We start from the raw sequence: 21,040 nt of genomic DNA on the forward strand, positions 1-21,040 counted from the left end.
CAACACCCCCCGCGCAGCGGGACGGTGCCTTTGGCCAACGCTGTATGGCGTCCGAAGCACGACGGCGTTCCGGCCCCGGCGCCCCCGCCACTCAGACGAAATACAGCCAGGTGATCAGCGCGAAGGGCGGCAGCAGGAAGGTGAAGGACCACGCCATGTAGCCGAAGAAGCTCGGCATCTTCACCCCGCGATGGCGGGCGATGGAGAGCACCATGAAATTCGGCGCATTGCCGATATAGGTGATGGCGCCCATGAACACCGCGCCGGCCGAGATGGCCTCCAGCGTCACCGCCAGCGGCCCCATCAACTGGTGGGGATCGCCGCCGGCGAGATTGAAGAACACCAGATAGGTCGGCGCATTGTCGAGGAAGGCGGAGAGCGCGCCCGTCAGCCAGAAGTACCAGACGTTCACCGGCTGTCCGTCCGGCCCGGTGACGAGATCGACGAGGGGGGAGAGCGCGCCGCTGCTGCCCGCCTTCAGGATGGCGATCACCGGGATGATGGTGAGGAAGATGGCGGCGAACAGCTTCGCCACCTCGCGGATGGGCTCCCAGTCGAAGCCGTTGCGCTCGCGCACCAGCGCCGGGGTGATGGCGAGCGAGATCAGCGCGAAGACGATGAGCAGCACGTCGCGCACCACCCACTGCAGCTCCACATGGGTGCCGTAGACGTTGAAATTGATGCCGGGCTTCCACAGCGCCGAGACGAGGATGGCGCCGATGATGCCGCCGAGCAGCGGGATGTTCTGCGCGCCGCGCAGGCCGATGCTGTCCGTGGTCGGCGTCGGGTCCGGCGGGTGGCGGATGATCTCGTCTTCCCGCGAATAGAAGAAGCGGTCGAGGATGTAGAAGGCGCCGAGCAGGATGGCCGCCACCACGAGGGTGTCGTGGAAGAGGTGGGTGGTGGTCCAGAAGAAGTTCACGCCCTTCAGGAAGCCGAGGAACAGGGGCGGGTCGCCGAGCGGCGTCAGCGAGCCGCCGATGTTCGACACGAGGAAGATGAAGAACACCACCGTGTGCACATTGTGCCGGCGGTTGTCGTTGGCGCGCAGCAGCGGGCGGATCAGCACCATGGAGGCGCCCGTGGTGCCGATGAGGCTGGCGATCACCGTGCCGATGGCGAGGATCACCGTGTTCAGCAGGGGCGTGCCCCGGAGGTTGCCCGTGACGAGGATGCCGCCGGACACGGTGAACAAGGCGAACAGCAGGATGATGAAGGGGATGTATTCCAGGAGCGCCGTGTGCACCACCTCGTGCGCGGTCGCCGACGGCCCGTAGGTGAGCGAGAACGGCACCGCGAAGGCCAGCGCCCAGAACAGCGCCACCTTGCCGTAATGATGGTGCCAGAAGTGCGGGGCAAGCAGCGGGAAAAGCGCGATCGACAGCAGCATGCCGGCGAAGGGAATGCCCCAGAGCAGGGGGAGCGCGGCGCCGTTGAGGGCGGGCACGCCGTCCGCCGCCAGTGCCGGCGCGGCCGAGAGGGTGGTCAGGAGGAGTGTTGCTGCAACGCCCGAAGCGACCCTCAACCCGCGACCCGGCGCCGTCATCGCCACCCTCCAGTTTGATCCCTCCGGTTTTGATGGACGAAGGGCCGGCATGTGGCAAGGCCAAACCAGCCGCGACGGCGGTCGGGGGCGGTGCGCGGCGCGTCGTGATAAGCTCGGCCCGATGACCGAGATCCTCTTCTATCACCTTGAGCGCCGCCCGCTGGAACAGGTGCTGCCGATGCTGCTGGAGAAGTCGCTGGAGCGCGGCTGGCGGTGCGTGGTGCAGTGCGGCTCGGCGGAGCGGCGGGACGCGCTCGATTCCCACCTTTGGACCTACAGCGAGGCGTCCTTCCTGCCCCATGGAACGGAGGCTCAGCCCCTGCCTGAGCGCCAGCCGGTGCTCATCGCCACCACCGAGGCGAACCCCAACGGCGCGCAGGTGCGCTTCCTGGTGGATGCGGTGCCTTTGGCCGATGCCTCGCCCTATGCGCGGGTCGTCCACCTGTTCGACGGGCGCGACGACGAGCAGGTGGCCAAGGCGCGCGAGCGCTGGCGCGAGGCGAAGGCGGCGCCCGGCAACGAACTCACCTACTGGCAACAGGATGAGAACGGGCGCTGGGTTCGCAAGGCGTGAGCAGCCGGGCGTTACCCTCGGAGGAGCGATCTCCGTGGTCCGTCATCGCCCGCCTTGTGCGGGCGATCCACGGTTCGGCGGGGTCACGCATCCGCGCATCGCTCAAACGGCAAAGTGAATCCCCCGGAACCCGGCTGCAACCGGGGTCCTGCCTTTGCGAACGGAAGTCGGCAGCAGCCGACTTCCGGACAAGCCGGGGATGACGGAGCCCGAGAGTTCCTACGCCCGCGGCCGGCGGCGGAACAGCCGCGACAGCAGCGTCAGCGCCGGCAGCACGAGGCCCGGCACGGCGGCGAGGGAGGCGTAGGAGGCGACGTTGGCCTGGGTGGCGCGCATGTCCGCGGCCACCGCGTCCATGGCCGACTGGCTCACCTGGTTGGCCAGAGCCAGTTCGCGCGAGGGCTTCAGCGAGGCGCCGATGATGGCGACGATGAGGGCGAGCAGCAGCCCGCCGCCGCCCACCGTCACGGCCGCCCAGATCGGCCCCATGGATTGCTCCAGCGCCAGGAACAGCGCGACGCCCAGCATCACCACGCCGAAGCTCGCCACCAAGGCGGCAAAGGCGAAGAGGCCCGTGCGCGCCGCGATGTGGCGCAGGTGGATTTCGGCGATGATCGTGTTGGTGCGCAGCAGAATCTTCAGATTCCGCGAAAGCTGGTCGAAATTCATCCCGCGTCCCTTCCTCTGCGCACCCACCGGACCGGCTGGAGCAGCGAGCCTGCCACCGTACCGGCGACGAAGGCCACCGCCATCCACGCCAGCGGGCTCATCCGCACGGTCCGCCGCGCCCTGGCGCTCCCGGCGGCGGCGACCGCCTCGGGTCCGCTGGGCGGATCCTTCGACATGGCCGCCCTGAGGGCCACCCCCGCCAGCTCGCTCTGGAGCCCGACCAGCTCGGATTCCCGTTCGTCGCCCATGCCGCCTCCCGGATCGTCTCCGGGCGCCTGAGAGGGAAGCACCGCGCCCCGTCCTGTCAAGCCGCCCTGCGCAAGCAACAACTGCCGGATCGGGCGATTGATCCGCGATGAACCGACATCGCGGGCTTCAAGGCGGTGAAAAGCGGCTTTCTTGTCGAAAGAGGACGATTCACCGATCAAGTTGTTCAACTTGATCGGATCGCGCTCTAGCATCCCCCTCCCGCCCAAGGACGATCCCTAAAGAGGCCTGCCCCATATGAGCCCGACCAACGCCGCGCCGCGCACCCTCGACTATTTCTTCTCCAGCGTGAGCCCCTGGACCTTCCTCGGCCATGGCCCGGTGATGGCGGTGGCCGCCCGCCACGGGGTCGAGGTGCGCTTCCATCCGGTGTCGCTCGGCCCCGTCTTCGCCGAGACCGGTGGCCTGCCGCTGCCCAAGCGCGCCCCGCCGCGCCAGCGCTATCGCATCCTCGAACTGCAGCGCTGGCGCGAGAAGCGCGGTGTGGACCTCAAGGTCCATCCCGCCCACTGGCCGTTCGACGGCACGCTCGCCGACCAGACCATCATCGCCGCCATCGAGGCGGGGCACGCGCCCGGCGACCTGATGGAGCGCATCTTCTCCGGCGTCTGGGTGCGGCAGGAGAACCTCGCTCTGCCCGAGGTCATCGCCGCCTGCGCCGACGCGGTGGGCCTGCCCGGTGCCGATCTGGTCGCGGCGGCGGGGGAGGAAAAGATCGCCGCCATCTATCTTGAGAACCGCGCGAAGGCCCTCGCCGCCGACGTGTTCGGCGCGCCGTCCTACGTGCTCGACGGCGAGGTGTTCTGGGGCCAGGATCGCATCGACCTGCTGGACGATGCCCTCACCTCGGGACGGGCGCCCTACAAGCCGGATGTGGCCTGATCCCGTCCGCCCCCTTCCGGCCCCGATCGGCGTGCTTATCTAGCGACGATGACGCGGCGGAATGGCCGCGGGACGTGAGGCGGGATTTGGAGGCGCGCATGGTCTTCCCGACAGCCCCGGCGCATTCGGCCGGACTTCCCCTCGCGGCGGCCCTCGCCGCGAGCCTTCTCGCGGCCCCGGCCCTCGCGCAGGCGCCGGTGCCGGTGCCGCCCGGCGACACGGCGGCGCCGCGCTTCTCCTTCGCCCCGGTGGAGGGCGGCGCGCTCAAGCTCGACCGCGAAACCGGCCGCGTCTCCCTGTGCGCGAAACGCGGCACCGGCTTCACCTGCGAGGCGGTGCCGGATACGCGCGACGCCTACGAGGCGGAGATCGCACGCCTGCAGGCGGAGAACGAGACCCTGCGCCGCTCGGCCCAGCTTCCGCCCATCCCGCCCTTGCCTCCGTCGCCCGGTGCCGGGCCGAACGCCAGCCCCGACACGTCGGACATTGACCAGGCGCTGGCCTATGCCGAGCGCTTCTATCGCCGCCTGAGGGGGATGATCGACGAGTTCCGCTCGCCCAACGGGCAGGAGCGGCTCTGAGAGCGGCCTTGCGCCCCGGACACGCGGCGGCGGAGCCGGAGCGCTGATCCGAGGCCAGGTGAGGGTTCCCGCGCAGCGGGCATCCTCCCTCTCCCGCAAGGGGAGAGGGAGACGCTGCTGCGCCTTCGGCGGTCTTTTTGCGCTGGGTCCCGGCGCGCATTCCGCTGCGCTGCATGCGTCCGGGACGCGAGAATGCGCAGACAACTCTCCCCTCAGAAATCCGCCAGATACCCATCCACCCGCTTCAGCGCCTGATCGGAGATGCTGCCCGGGAAGGCGATGAAGACGTGGCAGCCGCCGGGATAGACGTCCAGCTCCGTCCCGTTCCCGGCCGCAGCCCACGCGTTGGCCATGAAGAGGGTGTCGTCCACCAGAAGGTCGCGGCTGCCGACGATGAACAACGCCTTGGGTAGGCCCTTGAGGTTGGCGAGGAGAGGCGACACGTCGGGATCGTCCGCCTTGCCTTCGAGGCGCAGGTAGTTGTTGACGAAGAAGGTCACGTCCCGCGTGTTCAGCACCAGCGGCAGGTCGCCCCAGTTGCGGACGGAGGCGGTCAGGCGCAGATCGTAGCAGCCGGCGGTGAGCACGGCGGCGGAGAAGGGGCTGAGGCCGTGGCGGTCGCGCAGCCGCAGCAGGGTGACGACCGCCAGCGTCGCGCCGCCCGATTCGCCGCCGATGGCGAAGCGCTCGGTGCCGAAGCGGGCCTTGCCCTCCTTCACCAGCCACAGCGCCGCCGCCTCGCAATCGTCGGGGCCTGCGGGATAGGGGACTTCCGGCGCGAGGGCATAATCCACCGACACGACCGCCAGCCCGCAATTGGCGGCGATGCGGTCGAGCAGCGCCTCGTTCTCGCGCGCCGAGCCCACCGTCCAGCCGCCGCCATGGATGTGCAAATAGACGCCCTTGGGCGCCCCGTCCGGCATGAAGATGCGCACCGGCACCGCACCGCGCGGGCCGGGGATGGTCTCCACCGAGGCGCGCGGGCTCTCCGGCGACAGCGGGAACGTGCCCTTGCCGGCGAGGCGGGCGGCACGGATGTCGGCCAGCGGCGCCGCCCAGCGGTCCGGGATCGCGCCGAGGGCCTTCACGATGGCATCGTTGACCATGCGCGTGTCCGGCGCGATGGCCGCGTCGGAGAACACGGCGGGATCGAGAACCAGCTTCGACATGGATGGACCCTAGATCTTGGGCGTCGCCGTCCGAAAAGGCGGCGCGGCAGGCCGTGAACTGGTACGTGGCGGGCGAGAACCGCGCAAGCAGGAGGAGAGATCACCATGGCGCGCACCAGCCGCACCCCGGCGAGACTGAGCGGGGCCGTGCGCCACGCCGAGGCGACGCTCCAGGTGGAGACCCCCGGCGAGGGCTTCACCGACATCACCCGCGAGGCCACCGCCTTCCTCACCGAGATCGCGGCCGGCGACGGCGTGCTGACCGTCTTCTGCCGGCACACATCGGCCTCCCTCACCATCCAGGAGAATGCCGACCCGGATGTGCAGACCGATCTCCTCACCGCCTTGCGCACCCTCGCGCCGCGCACTTTCCGCTGGGTCCACGACACCGAGGGGCCGGACGACATGCCGGCCCATGTGCGCACCATGCTGAGCGACGCGAGCCTCTCCATCCCGGTGCGCGGCGGGCGGCCGTGGCTCGGCACATGGCAGGGCCTCTATCTCGTGGAGCACCGTGACCGGCCGCATCGCCGGGAGGTGGTTTTGACTTTCACCGGAACGCTTGGTCAATTTCCCTGATCGGCTTGTCACCGGTTCGCCACGGATTGATGATCGCAAGATTGATTCGTGCGTGCTCTTCGTGAGTTTAGAGGGCGATTCACCCATCAAGTTGGTTTAGCTTGGTCGGATTGCGCTCTGGCGTTGCGGCGGCTGCGCGACAAGAAGCGGAAGCCTTGCGGGGGAGGAAGCATGGTGGAAGATGCCGGGAACGGACTGCGCCTCGTCATAGCCGACGACCATCCCCTGTTCCGCGGCGCCCTGCGCGAGGCGGTGCTCGGCCGCAGCGCCGACGCACGGATCGAGGAGGTCGGCACCTTCGACGACCTGACCGCGCTTCTGGAACGCGACGCGGATTTCGACCTCATCCTCCTCGACCTCACCATGCCGGGCGCGCGGGGCTTTTCCGGCCTCATCTATCTGCGCGCGCAATACATGGCGATCCCGGTGGTGGTGGTCTCCGGCAACGAGGAGCCGGCGGTGATCCGCCGCTGCATCGATCTCGGCGCCTCCGGCTTCATCCCCAAGAGCATGAGCGTCGGCAGCATGCGCGATGCGGTGGCGCAGGTGCTGAAGGGCGAGACCTTCCTGCCGCCCGACATCAACGTGACCACCAAGGCCGACGCCGAGACCGACGCCATCATCGCCCGCCTCTCCACCCTCACGCCCCAGCAGGTGCGGGTGCTGATGATGCTGGCCGAGGGCCGGCTCAACAAGCAGATCGCCTACGAGCTGTCCGTCTCCGAGGCGACGGTGAAGGCGCACGTCTCCGCCATCCTGCAGAAGCTCGGGGTGGAAAGCCGCACCCAGGCCGTGATCGCCGTGTCCAAGGTGGAGCAGGGCCTGTGGAGCCATCCGCAGGCGTGAGCGCGGGCTGGCCGGCTCCGCCGCGGTAGGGACCTCTTCACCGCTCCGTCCTAAACAGGGCGGGGACCGGCACGCCTGCGGCGTCGCGGGAACGGCGGAAGGATCAAGATGACCGAGCAAAGCCTGAGCGGCGCTGAAGGCCCCCGGCGCCGCACCCTGAAGGAGGCGGTCGCGCTCTACACCCAGCGCGACGTGCTGTCCGTCAGCCTGCTCGGCTTCTCCTCCGGCCTGCCGCTGGCGCTGGTGGGCGGCACGCTCTCGCTGTGGATGAAGGACGTGGGGGTGACGCTCACCGCCATCGGCCTGTTCAGCCTCGTGGGCCTGCCCTACACCCTGAAATTCCTCTGGGCGCCGGTGCTGGACGCGGTGGACGTGCCGCTCCTCTCCCGCCTGCTCGGCCGGCGGCGCGGCTGGCTTTTGACCTGCCAGATCGTGCTCATCGCCGCCATCGCCGCGCTGGCGCTCCAGGACCCCATCGCCGCGCCCTTCGGCGTCGCCGCCTGCGCGCTCGCCGTCGCCATCGCCTCGGCGACGCAGGACATCGCGGTGGACGCCTTCCGCGTGGAGCGGCTGGAAAGCGCCGGCGAGCAGGCGGCCGGCATGGCCGGCTACGTCACCGGCTATCGCATCGCCATGCTGGCCACCGGCGCCGGCGTCATCGCGCTGGTCGCCTATCTGGAAACGGCGCTGGGCCTGCCGCGCGGCACGAGCTGGTTCTGGGGCTACATGATCGCCGCCGGATGCGTCCTCATCGGCGTCGGCGCCACCCTCTTCGCCCGCGAGCCCACGGCGCCGGTGCGCGCGAAGGACGAAGGCACCGGCCACCGGCTCGTCGCCACCACGGTGGGCGCGTTCGGCGAGTTCCTCCGCCGCAACCAGGCGGTGATGATCCTGCTGTTCGTGATGCTGTTCAAATTCTGCGATGCCTTCGCCGGCGTGCTCACCGGGCCGTTCGTGCTGGATATCGGCTTCTCGAAGGCGACCTACGTGGAAATCGTGAAGGTGGTGGGCTTCGGCGGCACCATCGCCGGCAGCTTCGCGGGGGCGTGGCTTGCGCGCGAGCGTCCGCTGGTGACGTGCCTGTGGATTTCCGGCGTGCTGCAGATGGCCTCCAACCTCGGCTTCACCCTCCAGGCCTATGCGGGGCCGAACGAGGCGGTGCTGACGGGCGTCATCCTTGTCGAGAACTTCACCAGCGCCGTCGGCACGGTGATCTTCGTCGCCTATCTCTCGGCCCTGTGCGGCGCACGGGAGCACACCGCGACCCAGTATGCGCTCCTCACCGCGCTGACGGCGGTGGGCCGCACGCTGCTCGGCTCCTCCAGCGGCGCCATCGCGGAGGCGTCGGGCTGGCCGGTGTTCTTCATCCTGACCGCCGTCGCCGGACTGCCGGGCCTTGCCGTGCTGTTCTGGCTGCAGACGAAGGGGCACTTCGCCGAGCTGGCGCGGGAGAAGGCCTGACCGGCGCGCCTCAGCGCCGGCCGAAGGCCGGACGGCTGAACCAGAGCAGCACGAGGGCGAGCGGGATCATCACATGATCCAGGATCTTGCCCGGCGGCGCGTGGGTGACATCCAGCGGCCGCATGTGGCCGAGGAGATAGCGGCCGGCATATTCCACGAACATGAAGACCAGCAGCAGCGGGATCAGCGCCCGGTAGCGCGCCAGCGCCACCACGTAGAAGAGCCCCATGATGAGCTGCGACAGGCCCCAGAGCGCGAAGACGAAGATCACCGCCTGACCCGCCTGCACCGGCGAGAAGGTGTCGAGCGGGATATGCGCCACCGATTGCGCCCCGCCATCCGGCGCGAACATGTGGAACAGGCTGCGCCCGATGGTCATGGCGGTGATCGCCGCGAACACCGCCACCACCGCGCGATGGCCGGGAAAGTGATTGTCGATGCGGTCCGGCAGGATCCAGTTCATGCAGCGCTCCGGGCAGGCGAGGACGGGCGGCACGCGGGACGAAGCCGCCATCCGGAGTTATGGCATCGCTCGCGCCCGGACCGGATGGCGGAAAATGGCCCGAAGGGCGGGCGCTTTCCTGGGGATGTCATCGCCCGCCTTGTGCGGGCGGTCGCCCCCTCAGCCGGCAGGATGATCGCCACACTGGCACCGGAGCGGCGGATACGTGGATCCCCCGGACAAGCCGGGGTGTGACGCTTCATTCGGAGTGTTGATCTACCGCCGCCGCCCGGCCTGCTGGGCCACCTGCAGCACCACGCGCTCGCAGATGGCGGGGGCCAGCGTCGCGTTGCGGCGGGCGGCGAGCACCGCGTCGTCCACGGCGAGCAGCGCCTTCATGCAGCGGTCGGGGTCGAAGCCGCGCAGGGCCTTTTCCAGCTTGGGCTTGCGGGAGAAATGCACCGGCGGGCGGGCGGAGCCCACCACGCTGTCGGGGCTCGATCCGCCCGCCACGGCCAGCGTCATGGGGTGCAGCGCGGTGAGGGCGCGGAGCAGGCCGCCGAGCACCGCATCCGGCCGCATCGCCGCGCCGAAGGCCTTGGAAAGCGCGGCCAGCGCCTCCCGCGTCTCGCCGGCCAGCGCCGAATCCACCACATCGTCCAGCGCGAGGGCAGAGGCATCGCCGACGATGAGGCGCACGTCGTCCAGCGTCACGCGCTGGGAGCCCATGGCGTAGAGGATGAGCTTGGCGATCTCCCCGCGCGAGGCCAGCCGGTCGCCGCCGATGAGGGAGACGAGCAACTCGCGCGCGTCGCGGTCGATGGCAAGGCCCGCCTCCGCCATCATCTGGTCCACGAGGCGGGCGAGGTCGCGCTCGCTGTCGGCGTAGCAGGCGATGGCGAGGGCGTTCTGGGCGTTCTCGCACAGCGTGCGCAGCGGGGCGCCCTTCTTGAGGTCGCCGGCCTCCACCACCACCAGCGCGTCACAGGGATTGGACAGCACCGGCTGGAGCGCGGGCACGATGTTCTTGGAGCCGGCGCGCACCCACACCACCCGCTCGCCGCCGAACAGGCCGATGGTGGAGGTTTCGTCGATCAGCCGGCGGGGGTCGGAGGCGATCTCATCGCCCTCCAGCCGCACCAGCGCGAAGGGGTCCTGGGCGTCGGGCACGGCACGGCGCACCAGCCCCTCGGCACGCTCGCGCACGAGGCCGGTGTCGGGACCGAAGATGAGGACGACGCTCTTGCCGCGGTCGCGCCGGGCGAGCGCCGCGTCGGCGTCGCCGGGCCGGACCGCGACCATGGCTCAGCTTCCCGAGCGGACGGGCGGCGCGTTGCCGGTGCGGATGAACCAGGCGGCGAGCTGCGCCTTGATCTGGTCCGCCACGGAGCGGGCGGCGCGCTTCTCGGCGTCGATCTGCGCGCTGTAATTGGCGAAGCGCTGGTCGCTGGTGTCGATGGTGGCGGTGCCGGTGGCCGCGCCTTCCGTCACCGTCGCCTTCTTCTTGTCGTCCGCCTTGATGATGCGCCAGTTGGCGGTCACGCGGATGATCTGGTTCTCGGGCAGGCCCGAGGCCGAATTGATGAGCGCCGTGGAGGTGGAGGAATCCACCGAGATGATCATCTGCAGGGGCGCACCCTTGGGGTTCCCCTCGCCGCCGGTGAGGGCGAAGATCAGGTCGTTGCGCAGCTCGTTGCCCAGCCGCCCCTGGATCTGGACGATCTCGACGTCCTTCATCTTGTCCAGCAGGGCCGGGCCGCCGGTGGTCGAATTCTCGGCATAGAGCGGCTGGAAGCAGCCCGCGAGCGCGCCCGAGAGGGCGCCCACGACCATGAGCCGCGCCAGCAGGCGCGCGGGGTGCGTTCGGGACGAGGGATCAGGCGACGACATTCACGATCCTCTGCGGCACGACGATGATACGCTTCGGCGCGCGTCCGTCGAGTGCCCGCTGCACGCTTTCCAGCGCCAGCACGGCGGCCTCGACCTCGGCGGGGGTCGCCTCGCGCGGGACGACGATATCGTCACGCTTCTTGCCATTGATCTGGATCGGAAGTGTGACCGTGTCACGGCGCAGCAGCGCCGGGTCGGTCGCGGGCCACGCGGCCTCGGCGGCGAGGCCCTCATGGCCGAGCACCACCCAGCACTCCTCCGCGAGATGCGGCACCATGGGCGCCACCACGGCTGCGAGCATCTGCGCCGCCTCGGTGAGCGCGAAGGCAAGGTCGTCCGGCACCGGCTTCGCATTGCGGGCGGCGGCGATGGCCGAGCCGAACACGTTGGCGAATTCGTGCACATGCGCCACGGCCACGTTGAAGCGCAGCCGCTCGATGTCCTCGGCCACCGTCGCGACGAGGCCATGGGCGGCGCGGCGCAGGCCGAGGGCCTGCTCGCTGAACGTCTCAGGGCGCGGCGCACCCGAAGTTGCACCCGGCTTGGCGCCCAGCTCCACCGCCTCGTTCACCAGGCGCCACACGCGCTGGACGAAGCGCCAGGCGCCCTCGATGCCGCCCTGCGTCCACTCGCTGTCGCGCTCGGGCGGGGTGTCGGAGAGCATGAACCAGCGGGCGCAGTCCACGCCGTAGGTATCCGCCACCACCTCGGGCGCCACCACGTTGCGCTTGGACTTGGACATCTTCTCCGGCGGGGAGACGGTGACGGGCGTGCCGTCCTCGATCTTCACCGCCTTGCCGTTGCCGAGGAGCTTCACCTCCTCGGGGAAGAGCCACTTGCCCTCGGTATCCTTGTACGTCTCGTGGACGATCATGCCCTGGGTGAAGAGGCCGGCGAACGGCTCCTCCAGGTCTACCCGGCCGCAATGCTTCAGGGCGCGGGTGAAGAAGCGGGAATAGAGCAGGTGCAGGATCGCGTGCTCGATGCCGCCGATATACTGGTCCACCGGCAGCCAGTGGGAGACCGCGGCCTTGTCCAGCGGCTTCTCCAAATTATCCGAGGCGTAGCGCAGGAAGTACCAGGACGAATCCACGAAGGTGTCCATGGTGTCCGTCTCGCGCCGGGCCGGCTTGCCGCATTTGGGGCACGGCACGTCGCGCCACGCCTTGGCGCGGTCCAGCGGATTGCCGGGGCGGTCGAAGGTCACGTCATCCGGCAGTTGAACCGGCAGCTGGTCGCGGGGCACGCCCACCGGGCCGCAATCATCGCAATGGATGACCGGGATGGGGCAGCCCCAATAGCGCTGGCGGGAGATGCCCCAGTCGCGCAGGCGGAAATTGACCCGCCGCGTGCCCTGCGGCTCCTCGCCCACCCGGAAGCGCTCCAGCTGGCGGGCCACCGCCTCCTTGGCCTCGGGCACGCTCATGCCATCGAGGAAGGCGGAATTGAACAGGGTGCCGTCGCCGTCATACGGCCCCTCGGCCACCGAGAAGGTGGCGGGGTCCGCGCCCTCGGGCAGCACCACGGGGGTGATGGCGAGGCCGTATTTGGTGGCGAAGTCGAAGTCGCGCTGGTCGTGGGCCGGGCAGCCGAAGATGGCGCCGGTGCCGTAGTCCATCAGCACGAAGTTCGCGACATAGACCGGCACGGTGCGGGTGGCGTCCAGCGGGTGGACGACACTGAGCCCGGTGGCGTAGCCCTTCTTCTCCTGCGTCTCGATCTCTTCCGCCGAGGTGCCGCCGCGCTTGCACTCGGCGATGAAGGCGGAGAGCTGCCCGTCCGTGCCGGCGAGGTGCTTGGCCAGCGGATGGTCAGGCGAGAGCGCGAGGAAGGAGGCGCCGAACAGGGTGTCCGGGCGGGTGGTGTAGACCTTCACCGCCTTCGTGTCGGCCGGCAGCTTGCCGGCGGCGACGGAAGCCTTGGCGAACTCGAACAGCACCTCCAGGCCTTCCGAGCGGCCGATCCAGTTGCGCTGCATGAGGCGCACCTTGTCCGGCCAGCGGTCGAGCGTGTCGATGGCGTCGAGCAGTTCCTGGGCAAATTGGGTGATGCGCAGGAACCACTGCGAGAGCTTGCGCCGCTCCACGATGGCGCCGGAGCGCCAGCCGCGGCCGTCGATGACCTGCTCGTTGGCGAGCACGGTGTTGTCCACCGGGTCCCAATTGACCTCGCTCTCCTTGCGATAGGCGAGGCCGTTGTCCAGGAAATCGAGGAAGATGCGCTGCTGCTCCACGTAATAGGACGGGTCGCAGGTCGCGATCTCGCGGTTCCAGTCGAGCGACAGGCCGAGCAGCTGGAGCTGCTCGCGCATGGAGGCGATGTTCTCGTAGGTCCAGGCCTTGGGGTGGATGCCGCGCTCGATGGCGGCATTCTCCGCCGGCAAGCCGAAGGCGTCCCAGCCCATGGGATGGAGCACGTTGAAGCCCTGCATGCGCTTGTAGCGCGCGAGCACGTCGCCCATCACATAGTTGCGGCCGTGGCCGATGTGGATGCGCCCCGACGGATAGGGGAACATCTCCATGACGAAGAATTTCGGACGCGGGTCGTCGTTGCGCGTGCGGAAGATGCCGCGCTCGGCCCAGGTCTTCTGCCACTTCGGCTCGGCTTCGCGGGCGTTGTAGCGGTCTTGCGTGCGGTCCTGGGTGCGATCTTGCGCGCACTCGGCGGCGTTGTCCGGCATACGATCTTGGGTCATGGGTCCGTCAGGCGTCGAAACGGCCGGGACTAGGACAGAAACGGACCCTGCGGTCAACCGTCCCGCACTGCGGAAGGCCCAGCTCTCTCCGCAACCGGAGAGGCTGGCACGCAGGGGCGCGAGCGCCGCGCTCCGGCTTGACCCGCCCGTGGGGGCCTTCCATATGCCGGCCATGAGCCTCATCCAGAACGAGCGCACCAAGCTGACGGCCAATGCCCTCGACCGGGCGTCCACCGCGTGCCTCACCGTGGGTGCGCTGGGGCCGGCGGTGGCCTCGCTCTATGGGCTCGGCGGCATCGGCGCGGCGGGGCCGTCCCATGGCGTGCTCATCGCCCTCGGCAGCGTCTTTTGGCTGGCGGCCGCGGGTGTGCTACATTTCATGGCAAGAAGCGTGCTTGGACGACTGATATGACCGGCCTCTGGCTGTACGCGTATGTGGTGATGCCGCTCGTCGTGATCGCGATGGGCTATGCCGCCGTGCGCCTGACCGAGCCCAAGCACCCGCCCCACGCCGGGCCTGCGGAATAACGCCGCTTCATCCGCTGTCCATCGCCTGCAATTGCCGTCGCTTGCAACCGCCGTCGCTTTGAACCGCCGTCGTCCTCCGGCTCGACCGGAGGATCCATGGCGCCGTTTGCTCGTCCTTCCCCGCCTTGTCTCAGGCGGTGGGATGGGCCCTCCGGTCGAGCCGGAGGGTAACGGTGGTGAAAGAGGCGAGGGCGGCCCGAGGAGGGCGACGGCCTCACCCCTCGTAGTGGTCCTTCACCAGCTGGTCGAGCAGGCGCACGCCCCAGCCCGAGCCCCAGCTCTTGTTGATGTCGCTCGCCGGCGAGGACATGGCCGTTCCGGCGACGTCCAGATGCGCCCACGGGGTCTTGTCCACGAAGCGGGCGAGGAACTGGGCGGCGGTGATGGAGCCGGCGTGGCGGCCACCGGTGTTCTTCATGTCGGCGAACTTGGAATCGATCATCTTGTCGTATTCCGGGCCGAGCGGCATGCGCCACACCCGCTCGCCGGTCTCCTGGCCGGCCTTGGAGAGGCGCTCGGACAGCTCGTCGTCGTTGGAGAACAGGCCGGCATATTCCGCGCCCAGCGCCACCAGGATCGCGCCGGTGAGGGTGGCGAGGTCGATCATGAACTTGGGCTTGAAGCGCTCCTTGGCGTACCAGAGCACGTCGCACAGCACGAGCCGGCCCTCGGCGTCGGTGTTGATGATCTCGATGGTCTGGCCGGACAGCGAGGTGACGATGTCGCCGGGGCGCTGGGCGGCGCCGTCGGGCATGTTCTCCACGAGGCCGATGAGGCCCACCGCGTTCACCTTCGCCTTGCGGGCGGCGAGCGCATACATGAGGCCGGTGACGCAGGCGGCGCCGCCCATGTCGCCCTTCATGTCCTCCATGCCGGCGGCGGGCTTGATGGAGATGCCGCCGGTGTCGAAGGTGACGCCCTTGCCGATGAAGGCGACGGGGGCCTCGCCCTCGGGGCCGCCATTCCAGCGCATCACCACGACGCGGCTTTCCTTGATGGAGCCCTGGCCGACGCCGAGCAGCGCCTTCATGCCGGCTTCCGCGAGGGCGTCGTCATCCAGCACCTCGATCTCGACACCGACGGCGGAGAGATGCTCCTCGGCGCGACGGGCGAATTCCGGCGGGTCGAGCACGTTGGCGGGCTCGTTCACGAGGTCGCGGGCGAACAGCACGCCGTCGCCCACCGCCTGCCGGGCGGCATAGGCGCGCTTCGTGCCGGCCTCGTCGGAAACGAGGAGGGTCACGGCGCGGGCGGTCGTCGCCTCCGCATCGTCCTTCTTCTTGGTCTTGTAGCGGTCGAAGCTGTAGCTGCGCAGCGAGATGCCCAGCGCCACCTCGGCGGCGGCGTCGGCGGAAATCTTGGTGCCGGGCAGCTCCAGCACCACGCTCGCCTCGCGGGCGGAGGCGGGCAGCTTGCCGGCGATGAGGCCGCCGAGCTTCAGGAAGTCCTTGGGCTTCAGGTCCGCCGCCTTGCCCACCGAGAGCACGATGAGGCGCGGCGCCTCGATGCCGGCGGGGGCCAGCAGGTCCAGCGCGCTCCAGGCCTTGCCCTTGAACTTCTCCGCGTCGAACGCGCGGGTCAGCGCCTTGTCCGCCCCCTTCACCAGCTTCTGCGCCTGCGCGCCGAAGGCGAGGCTGTCGTCGGTGAGCACCACGAGCACGCCCTTGGGCGCGCCGGTGAGCCGGGCGAACGAGACGGTGACGGGATCGGACATCAGGCGCTCCAGAAGCAGCAAAGGGGGCAGAATGGATTCAAAAGATGCGTCGCCCTTGTCTAGCCCGGCCGGCGGACAGGGGAAACCGCCAATGGCGTGGCGCCTTAGCGCGCCTTGCCGCCGCGCCCGAGCTTTCGGGGCTGGGGCTTAGATAGGTGCCGGGGCGCGGTTGTGAACCGTTCTGCCAAAAGAAAAGGGGGCGCCAGGCGCCCCCATTCCCCATCTTCCCGAAAGGAAAGCCTCACTCGGCGGCTTCGCCACCGGCGGCCGCGGCGGCCTTGTCGGCCTTCTCCTTGGCGCGCTCCTGGGCCTTCTGGCCGGGCTCGGCCTTCTTCGGGTTGTTCTTGGCTTCGCGCTTCAGCAGGCCGGCGGCGTCGAGGAAGCGGGCCACGCGGTCGGTGGGCTGGGCGCCCTTTTCGAGCCAGGCCTTCGCCTTCTCGGTGTCGAGCACCACGCGGGTCTCGGAATCCTTGGCGAGCAGCGGGTTGAAGGTGCCGATCTTCTCGATGAAGCGGCCATCGCGCGGGGCGCGGGCGTCGGCGACGACGATGCGGTAGTAGGGACGCTTCTTGGCGCCGCCGCGGGCGAGACGGATCTTGAGGGACATGGTTTTCTTCCTTTTTAAATCAGTGTCTTGCGTTTGGTATTCGGGTTGATTGCTGTTGCCGGCGCCCGGGCAGGCAGGGGGCGTTGGCTTTACTTCTTCTTGCCGGGGCCTCCCACTCCAGGAAAGCCCTTGGGCAGGCCGGGAAGGCCGCCGGGGAATTTGGATGGCAGGCCGCCGCCGGGCAGGCCGGGGAAGTTCGGAGGCAGGCCGCCGCCAGCGCCGCCGGGCATGCCGCCCTTGCCCATCTTTTCCGCCATCTCCTGCAGCATCTCGGGCGAGGGGCCGCCGCCGCCGAAGCCCATCATGCCGGCGAGGCCGGCGAGCGGGCCGCGCTTGCCGGCGGCGCCGCCGAGCGACTTCATCACGTCGGCCATCTGGCGGTGCATCTTCAGGAGGCGGTTGATCTCCTCCACCTTGGTGCCGGAGCCGGCGGCGATGCGGCGCTTGCGCGAGGCGTCGAGCAGCTTGGGGGCGCGGCGCTCCTTGGGGGTCATCGAGTTGATGATGGCCACCTGCCGCTTGAACACCTTGTCGTCGAGATTGGCGCTGGCGATCTGGTTCTTCACCTTGGCGACGCCGGGCATGAGGCCCATGAGCCCGCCGAGGCCGCCCATCTTGGCCATCTGCTCCAGCTGGCCGCGCAGGTCGTCAAGGTCGAAGGTGCCCTTGCGCATGCGCTCGGCAGTGATCTTCGCCTTCTCGATATCGATATTCTCGGCGGCCCGCTCCACGAGGGCGACCACGTCGCCCATGCCGAGGATGCGGCCGGCCACGCGGTGGGGATCGAAATCCTCCAGCGCGTCCATCTTCTCGCCGGTGCCCAGCAGCTTGATGGGCTTGCCGGTGACGGCGCGCATGGAGAGCGCGGCGCCGCCGCGGCCATCGCCATCCGCACGCGTCAGCACGATGCCGGTGAGGCCGACGCGGCCGTCGAAGGCTTTCGCGGTGTTCACCGCGTCCTGGCCGGTGAGGCTGTCGGCGACCAGCAGCACTTCGTGCGGCTTGGTGAGGGCCTTCACCTCGGCCACCTCGGCCATCAGCCCCTCATCGAGGGTGACGCGGCCGGCGGTGTCCAGCATCACCACGTCGTAGCCGCCGAGCTTGGCCGCCTCGATGGCGCGCTTGGCGATCTGCACGGCGGACTGGCCGGCGACGATGGGAAGGGTCGCGACCTCCACCTGCTTGCCCAGCGTGGCCAGCTGCTCCATGGCCGCCGGACGGCGGGTGTCGAGCGAGGCCATCAGCACCTTGCGCTTGCCGCGTTCGGTGAGGCGCTTGGCGATCTTGGCGGTGGAGGTGGTCTTGCCCGAGCCCTGCAGGCCGACCATCAGGATCGGCACCGGGGCGGGGGCGTTCAGGTCGATGGGGTCGGCGTCGGAGCCGAGAGTCGCCACGAGCTCGTCGTGGACGATCTTCACCACCATCTGGCCGGGGGTGACGGACTTGATGACCTCCACGCCCACGGCGCGCTGGCGCACCCGGTCGGTGAAGGAGCGCACCACGTCCAGCGCCACGTCCGCCTCGATCAGCGCGCGGCGCACCTCGCGCATGGCCTCGCCGACGTCGGCCTCGGTGAGAGCGCCGCGCCGCTTCAGCTTGTCGAGTATGCCGCCGAGGCGGTCGGAAAGGTTGTCGAACATGGGCACCCATGCGTTGAGGGTTCACACCGGACCGCTATGATCTCCCGCGCCGCGCAGGACGAGATGACGCCGCATCAAGCCAACGCAAAGCACGCCCGAGGGCGCATCGCGCTGTCGGGCGGGGGCCTCCGGGCTCTCGGCCCGGTCGGCGGGATCGGCATGGCCGTCCGTGTGAAGCTGGGGCTGTTAGCAGGTTTGGGGGCGAGAGGCAAATTTCCCGGCGGAAAGCCCATCGCGCACGGGCATCCTGCGCTGGCGCCTTCGCTGCGGCAAGTTTCGCCTTGCAGGCGAAGTTTGCGCGGAACGCCACTACTAGGCGTCATCGGAAGAGCGCATGTTTCCATTGGCGCATCACGCGCGGGTCCGCCGGCCACCGGCGGGGAGGAAACCATGCCCCAGACTTCGACTGCCCCCGAAGCAAGCCAGATCGTTCCCTTTCCCGCCGATTTCCGTGTCCAGGAGATCGCGACCAACGGCACCACCCTCCATGTCCGCACCGGCGGGCAGGGGCCGGCGGTGCTGCTCATCCACGGCTATGGCGAGACCGGCGACATGTGGGGCGCGCTCGCCGCAGCGCTGGCGCCGATGCACACGGTGGTAGTGCCGGACCTGCGCGGCATGGGCCTCTCGGCCAAGCCGCCCGGCGGCTACGACAAGAAGACCCAGGCCGCCGACATGGCGGGCCTGCTCGATGCCCTCGGCATCGACAAGGTTGCGCTCGTCACCCACGACATCGGCAACATGGTGGGCTTCGCCTTCGCCGCGCTCCATCGTGACCGAGTGACGAAGTTCGCGCTCATCGACGCGCCGCTGCCGGGCGTCGGGCCATGGGAGGAGATTCTCAAGAACCCGCTGCTCTGGCATTTCCGCTTCGGTGGGCCGGACATGGAGCGCCTCGTTGCCGGGCGCGAGCGCATCTATCTCGATCGCTTCTGGAACGAATTCTCCGCCGATCCGAGCCATTTCTCCGAGGCCGCGCGCGCCCATTACGCCGCGCTCTATGCCCAGCCCGGCGCCATGCATGCGGGCTTCGCCCAGTTCGCGGCCTTCGACCAGGACGCCGTCGACAACGCGGAATTCCTCAAGGCGGGCAAGCTCGCCATGCCGGTGCTGGCGCTGGGCGGCGAGCATTCGTTCGGCCTGACCATGGCCGAGGTGATGCGTTTCGCCGCCACCGACGTGACGGGCGACGTGGTGCCCGGCAGTGGCCACTGGATCATGGAAGAGAATCCCGCCGCCACCATCGCGCTGGTGACGGACTTCCTGGACGGGAAGTAGAAGCCCGCTCAGGCCCCGTCTCCCCCCTGCTCGGCGGTCGTGCTAAATCACGGCCGTCACAGGAGGTCAGCCCATGTCCGAGAACAACCAGCTCACGCGCTTTTTCGGCGGTTCGCCGGCCTGGGTGCTGGTGCGGCTCGTGCTGCTCTCGGTGGTGGTGGGCGTGATTCTGGCCGCCCTCGGGCTCGACCCGATGAACATATTCACCAGCCTTCAGCGCCTGCTGCGCAACCTGTTCAGCTTCAGCTTCGAGGCGGTGGAGCGCATGTGGCGCTATTTCCTGCTGGGCGCCGTCATCGTCATCCCGCTCTGGCTGCTGATGCGGGTGTTCGGCCGGCGCTGAGGCCGTGTCGCTCGCGGCTGTTTCCGGGGGCGTGACGCACCGGCGCGTGCTGGCCATCGCGCTGCCCATGACGCTGGCGCACCTCACCACGCCTTTGCTGGGCGTGGTGGATGCGGCTGTGGTGGGCCGGCTCGGCAGCGCTGCCCTGCTGGGCGGCGTGGCGCTGGCCTCCGTCATCTTCGACATGCTGTTCTGGGTGTTCGGCTTCCTGCGCATGGGCACGGTGGGCCTCGCCGCGCAGGCGGTGGGGCGGCGCGATGCGGTGGAGGAACGGGCGGTGCTGGCGCGCGGCCTGCTGGTCGCCGGCGCGCTCGGCCTCCTCATCGTGCTGCTGCGCACGCCCATCGAGAGCGCGGCCCTGTCGCTGGCCGGGGCGAGCGAGGAGGTGAACGCGGCGGTGCGCGACTATTACGCCATCCGCATCTTCGCCGCGCCCTTCACGCTCGCGAACTATGTGGTGCTGGGCTGGCTGGTGGGCCTCGGCCGCACCGGGCGGGCGCTCGCCCTTCAGCTGGGCATCAATGTCCTCAACATGGGCCTGTCGGCCGCCCTCGTGCTCGGTGCCGGATGGGGCGTTCCCGGCTCGGCGGCCGGCACGCTGGTCGCCGAGATCGCCGGCGCGGTGGCGGGCGTCGCGGTGTGCGCCGGCCTGCTGGGCGGGCGGCTCGGGGTGGCGCGGGCGGTGCTCATCGACAAGGCGCGCCTCATCGAGACGGTCATGCTCAATCGCGACATCATGATCCGCACGGCGGCGCTGATGTTCGCCTTTTCCTTCTTCGCCGCGCAGGGCGCGCGGGCGGGGGACGTGACGCTGGCCGCCAACGCCGTCCTCCAGAACATGGTGATGGTGGCCGCCTATTTTCTCGACGGCTTCGCCACCGCCGCCGAGCAGATCTGCGGCTCCGCCGTGGGCGCGCGGCGCAAGGCGGATTTCTCCGCCGGGGTGCGGCTCTCCATCGTGTGGGGATTTGCCTTCGCGGTGCTGGCGGGGGCGGTCTACCTCGTCACCGGCCCGGCCATCGTGGACGCCATGAGCACCAGCCCCGAGGTGCGGGCGGAGGCGCGGGTCTTTCTTCTCTACGCCGCCCTGCTGCCGGTGGCGGGGGTGACGGCCTATGCCTTCGATGGCGTGTATATCGGCGCGCTCTGGTCGCGCGACATGCGCAACCTGATGCTGGCCTCCCTCGTCGTCTATCTCGGCGTGTTCCTGGCGCTGCGGTCTCTGGGCAATCACGGCCTGTGGCTCGCGATGCTCGCCTTCCTGCTCGCACGCGGTGGCTTCCAGGCGCTGCGCCTGCCCGCGCTCGTGCGGCGGACCTTCGGATGAGG

21 protein-coding genes are annotated in these 21,040 nt (G+C 69.4%); 10 read left to right on the plus strand and 11 right to left on the minus strand.

The window, feature by feature from the left end:
* Window positions 1-91: 91 nt before the first annotated feature.
* Window positions 92-1,546 (minus strand): sodium:proton antiporter, encoded by a 1,455-nt coding sequence (locus V5F63_RS09020; protein ID WP_209488718.1) that lies wholly within the window; start codon window positions 1,544-1,546, stop codon window positions 92-94.
* Between the two features lie 121 nt (window positions 1,547-1,667).
* On the opposite strand from V5F63_RS09020, the gene V5F63_RS09025 reads away from it, so the two are divergent.
* Complete coding sequence (locus V5F63_RS09025) at window positions 1,668-2,120, plus strand: DNA polymerase III subunit chi (RefSeq protein WP_209488719.1); 453 nt, start codon at window positions 1,668-1,670, stop codon at window positions 2,118-2,120.
* Window positions 2,121-2,339: 219 nt separating this feature from the next.
* On the opposite strand, the gene V5F63_RS09030 is transcribed toward V5F63_RS09025, so the two are convergent.
* Complete coding sequence (locus tag V5F63_RS09030; RefSeq protein WP_394102223.1) at window positions 2,340-2,789, minus strand: hypothetical protein; 450 nt, start codon at window positions 2,787-2,789, stop codon at window positions 2,340-2,342.
* Window positions 2,786-3,250: a hypothetical protein gene (locus tag V5F63_RS09035; protein WP_394029372.1), complete on the minus strand. Its 465-nt coding sequence runs from the start codon at window positions 3,248-3,250 to the stop codon at window positions 2,786-2,788. Before V5F63_RS09035 ends, V5F63_RS09030 begins: the two co-directional genes overlap by 4 nt.
* A 43-nt stretch (window positions 3,251-3,293) precedes the next feature.
* Between V5F63_RS09035 and V5F63_RS09040 the strand changes: the two genes are divergently transcribed.
* The gene (locus V5F63_RS09040) at window positions 3,294-3,938 is read left to right on the plus strand and encodes a 2-hydroxychromene-2-carboxylate isomerase (RefSeq protein ID WP_394029371.1); all 645 of its coding nucleotides are present in this window, start codon (window positions 3,294-3,296) and stop codon (window positions 3,936-3,938) included.
* 98 nt (window positions 3,939-4,036) lie between these two features.
* The gene (locus tag V5F63_RS09045; RefSeq protein WP_394102224.1) at window positions 4,037-4,519 is read left to right on the plus strand and encodes a hypothetical protein; all 483 of its coding nucleotides are present in this window, start codon (window positions 4,037-4,039) and stop codon (window positions 4,517-4,519) included.
* A gap of 212 nt (window positions 4,520-4,731) precedes the next feature.
* Here V5F63_RS09045 and V5F63_RS09050 read toward each other — a convergent pair whose 3' ends face one another.
* A complete protein-coding gene (locus tag V5F63_RS09050; protein ID WP_209488724.1) occupies window positions 4,732-5,688 on the minus strand; it encodes an alpha/beta hydrolase in 957 nt (318 codons plus the stop codon).
* Window positions 5,689-5,793: 105 nt separating this feature from the next.
* Here V5F63_RS09050 and V5F63_RS09055 point away from each other — a divergent pair, with 105 nt between their 5' ends.
* The 3 genes from V5F63_RS09055 to V5F63_RS09065 all read left to right on the plus strand — a co-directional run bounded on the left by V5F63_RS09055 (window position 5,794) and on the right by V5F63_RS09065 (window position 8,574).
* A complete protein-coding gene (locus V5F63_RS09055; RefSeq protein WP_394102225.1) occupies window positions 5,794-6,267 on the plus strand; it encodes a secondary thiamine-phosphate synthase enzyme YjbQ in 474 nt (157 codons plus the stop codon).
* A 171-nt stretch (window positions 6,268-6,438) separates the two neighbouring features.
* Window positions 6,439-7,113 carry a LuxR C-terminal-related transcriptional regulator gene (locus V5F63_RS09060; protein ID WP_209488726.1) on the plus strand — a complete coding sequence of 225 codons (675 nt, stop codon included), beginning with the start codon at window positions 6,439-6,441 and terminating at the stop codon, window positions 7,111-7,113.
* A gap of 108 nt (window positions 7,114-7,221) precedes the next feature.
* Window positions 7,222-8,574, plus strand: a complete 1,353-nt coding sequence (locus V5F63_RS09065) for an AmpG family muropeptide MFS transporter (protein ID WP_394102226.1) — start codon at window positions 7,222-7,224, stop codon at window positions 8,572-8,574.
* Window positions 8,575-8,584: 10 nt separating this feature from the next.
* On the opposite strand, the gene V5F63_RS09070 is transcribed toward V5F63_RS09065, so the two are convergent.
* The 4 genes from V5F63_RS09070 to leuS form a co-directional block, all read right to left on the minus strand.
* A complete protein-coding gene (locus V5F63_RS09070) occupies window positions 8,585-9,037 on the minus strand; it encodes a hypothetical protein (protein WP_209488728.1) in 453 nt (150 codons plus the stop codon).
* A gap of 255 nt (window positions 9,038-9,292) precedes the next feature.
* Window positions 9,293-10,318, minus strand: coding sequence for a DNA polymerase III subunit delta (gene holA, locus V5F63_RS09075; RefSeq protein ID WP_394102227.1), 1,026 nt, complete (start codon window positions 10,316-10,318; stop codon window positions 9,293-9,295).
* 3 nt (window positions 10,319-10,321) lie between these two features.
* On the minus strand, window positions 10,322-10,906 hold the full coding sequence (gene lptE / locus V5F63_RS09080) for an LPS assembly lipoprotein LptE (RefSeq protein WP_209488730.1): 585 nt from the start codon (window positions 10,904-10,906) through the stop codon (window positions 10,322-10,324).
* Window positions 10,893-13,586, minus strand: coding sequence for a leucine--tRNA ligase (gene leuS, locus V5F63_RS09085; RefSeq protein WP_394102314.1), 2,694 nt, complete (start codon window positions 13,584-13,586; stop codon window positions 10,893-10,895). The genes lptE and leuS overlap by 14 nt, the downstream gene beginning before the upstream one ends.
* 178 nt (window positions 13,587-13,764) lie before the next feature.
* On the opposite strand from leuS, the gene V5F63_RS09090 reads away from it, so the two are divergent.
* Window positions 13,765-14,013, plus strand: a complete 249-nt coding sequence (locus V5F63_RS09090) for a hypothetical protein (protein WP_245327500.1) — start codon at window positions 13,765-13,767, stop codon at window positions 14,011-14,013.
* Between the two features lie 330 nt (window positions 14,014-14,343).
* On the opposite strand, the gene V5F63_RS09095 is transcribed toward V5F63_RS09090, so the two are convergent.
* The 3 genes from V5F63_RS09095 to ffh all read right to left on the minus strand — a co-directional run bounded on the left by V5F63_RS09095 (window position 14,344) and on the right by ffh (window position 18,090).
* Window positions 14,344-15,843, minus strand: a complete 1,500-nt coding sequence (locus V5F63_RS09095; RefSeq protein ID WP_394102228.1) for a leucyl aminopeptidase — start codon at window positions 15,841-15,843, stop codon at window positions 14,344-14,346.
* A gap of 241 nt (window positions 15,844-16,084) precedes the next feature.
* The gene (gene rpsP, locus V5F63_RS09100) at window positions 16,085-16,450 is read right to left on the minus strand and encodes a 30S ribosomal protein S16 (protein WP_029557928.1); all 366 of its coding nucleotides are present in this window, start codon (window positions 16,448-16,450) and stop codon (window positions 16,085-16,087) included.
* Window positions 16,451-16,539: 89 nt separating this feature from the next.
* A complete protein-coding gene (ffh, locus tag V5F63_RS09105; protein ID WP_209488733.1) occupies window positions 16,540-18,090 on the minus strand; it encodes a signal recognition particle protein in 1,551 nt (516 codons plus the stop codon).
* Between the two features lie 390 nt (window positions 18,091-18,480).
* On the opposite strand from ffh, the gene V5F63_RS09110 reads away from it, so the two are divergent.
* From V5F63_RS09110 to V5F63_RS09120, 3 genes are all read left to right on the plus strand, one after another.
* Complete coding sequence (locus tag V5F63_RS09110) at window positions 18,481-19,368, plus strand: alpha/beta fold hydrolase (protein WP_394102229.1); 888 nt, start codon at window positions 18,481-18,483, stop codon at window positions 19,366-19,368.
* Window positions 19,369-19,441: 73 nt separating this feature from the next.
* Window positions 19,442-19,711 carry a DUF6460 domain-containing protein gene (locus tag V5F63_RS09115; protein WP_209488735.1) on the plus strand — a complete coding sequence of 90 codons (270 nt, stop codon included), beginning with the start codon at window positions 19,442-19,444 and terminating at the stop codon, window positions 19,709-19,711.
* A gap of 4 nt (window positions 19,712-19,715) precedes the next feature.
* Window positions 19,716-21,038 carry an MATE family efflux transporter gene (locus V5F63_RS09120; RefSeq protein WP_394102230.1) on the plus strand — a complete coding sequence of 441 codons (1,323 nt, stop codon included), beginning with the start codon at window positions 19,716-19,718 and terminating at the stop codon, window positions 21,036-21,038.
* The last annotated feature ends 2 nt before the right edge of the window (window positions 21,039-21,040 follow it).

This window comes from Xanthobacter wiegelii, assembly GCF_043193855.2.
GTDB classification, from domain to species: Bacteria; Pseudomonadota; Alphaproteobacteria; order Rhizobiales; family Xanthobacteraceae; genus Xanthobacter; species Xanthobacter flavus_A.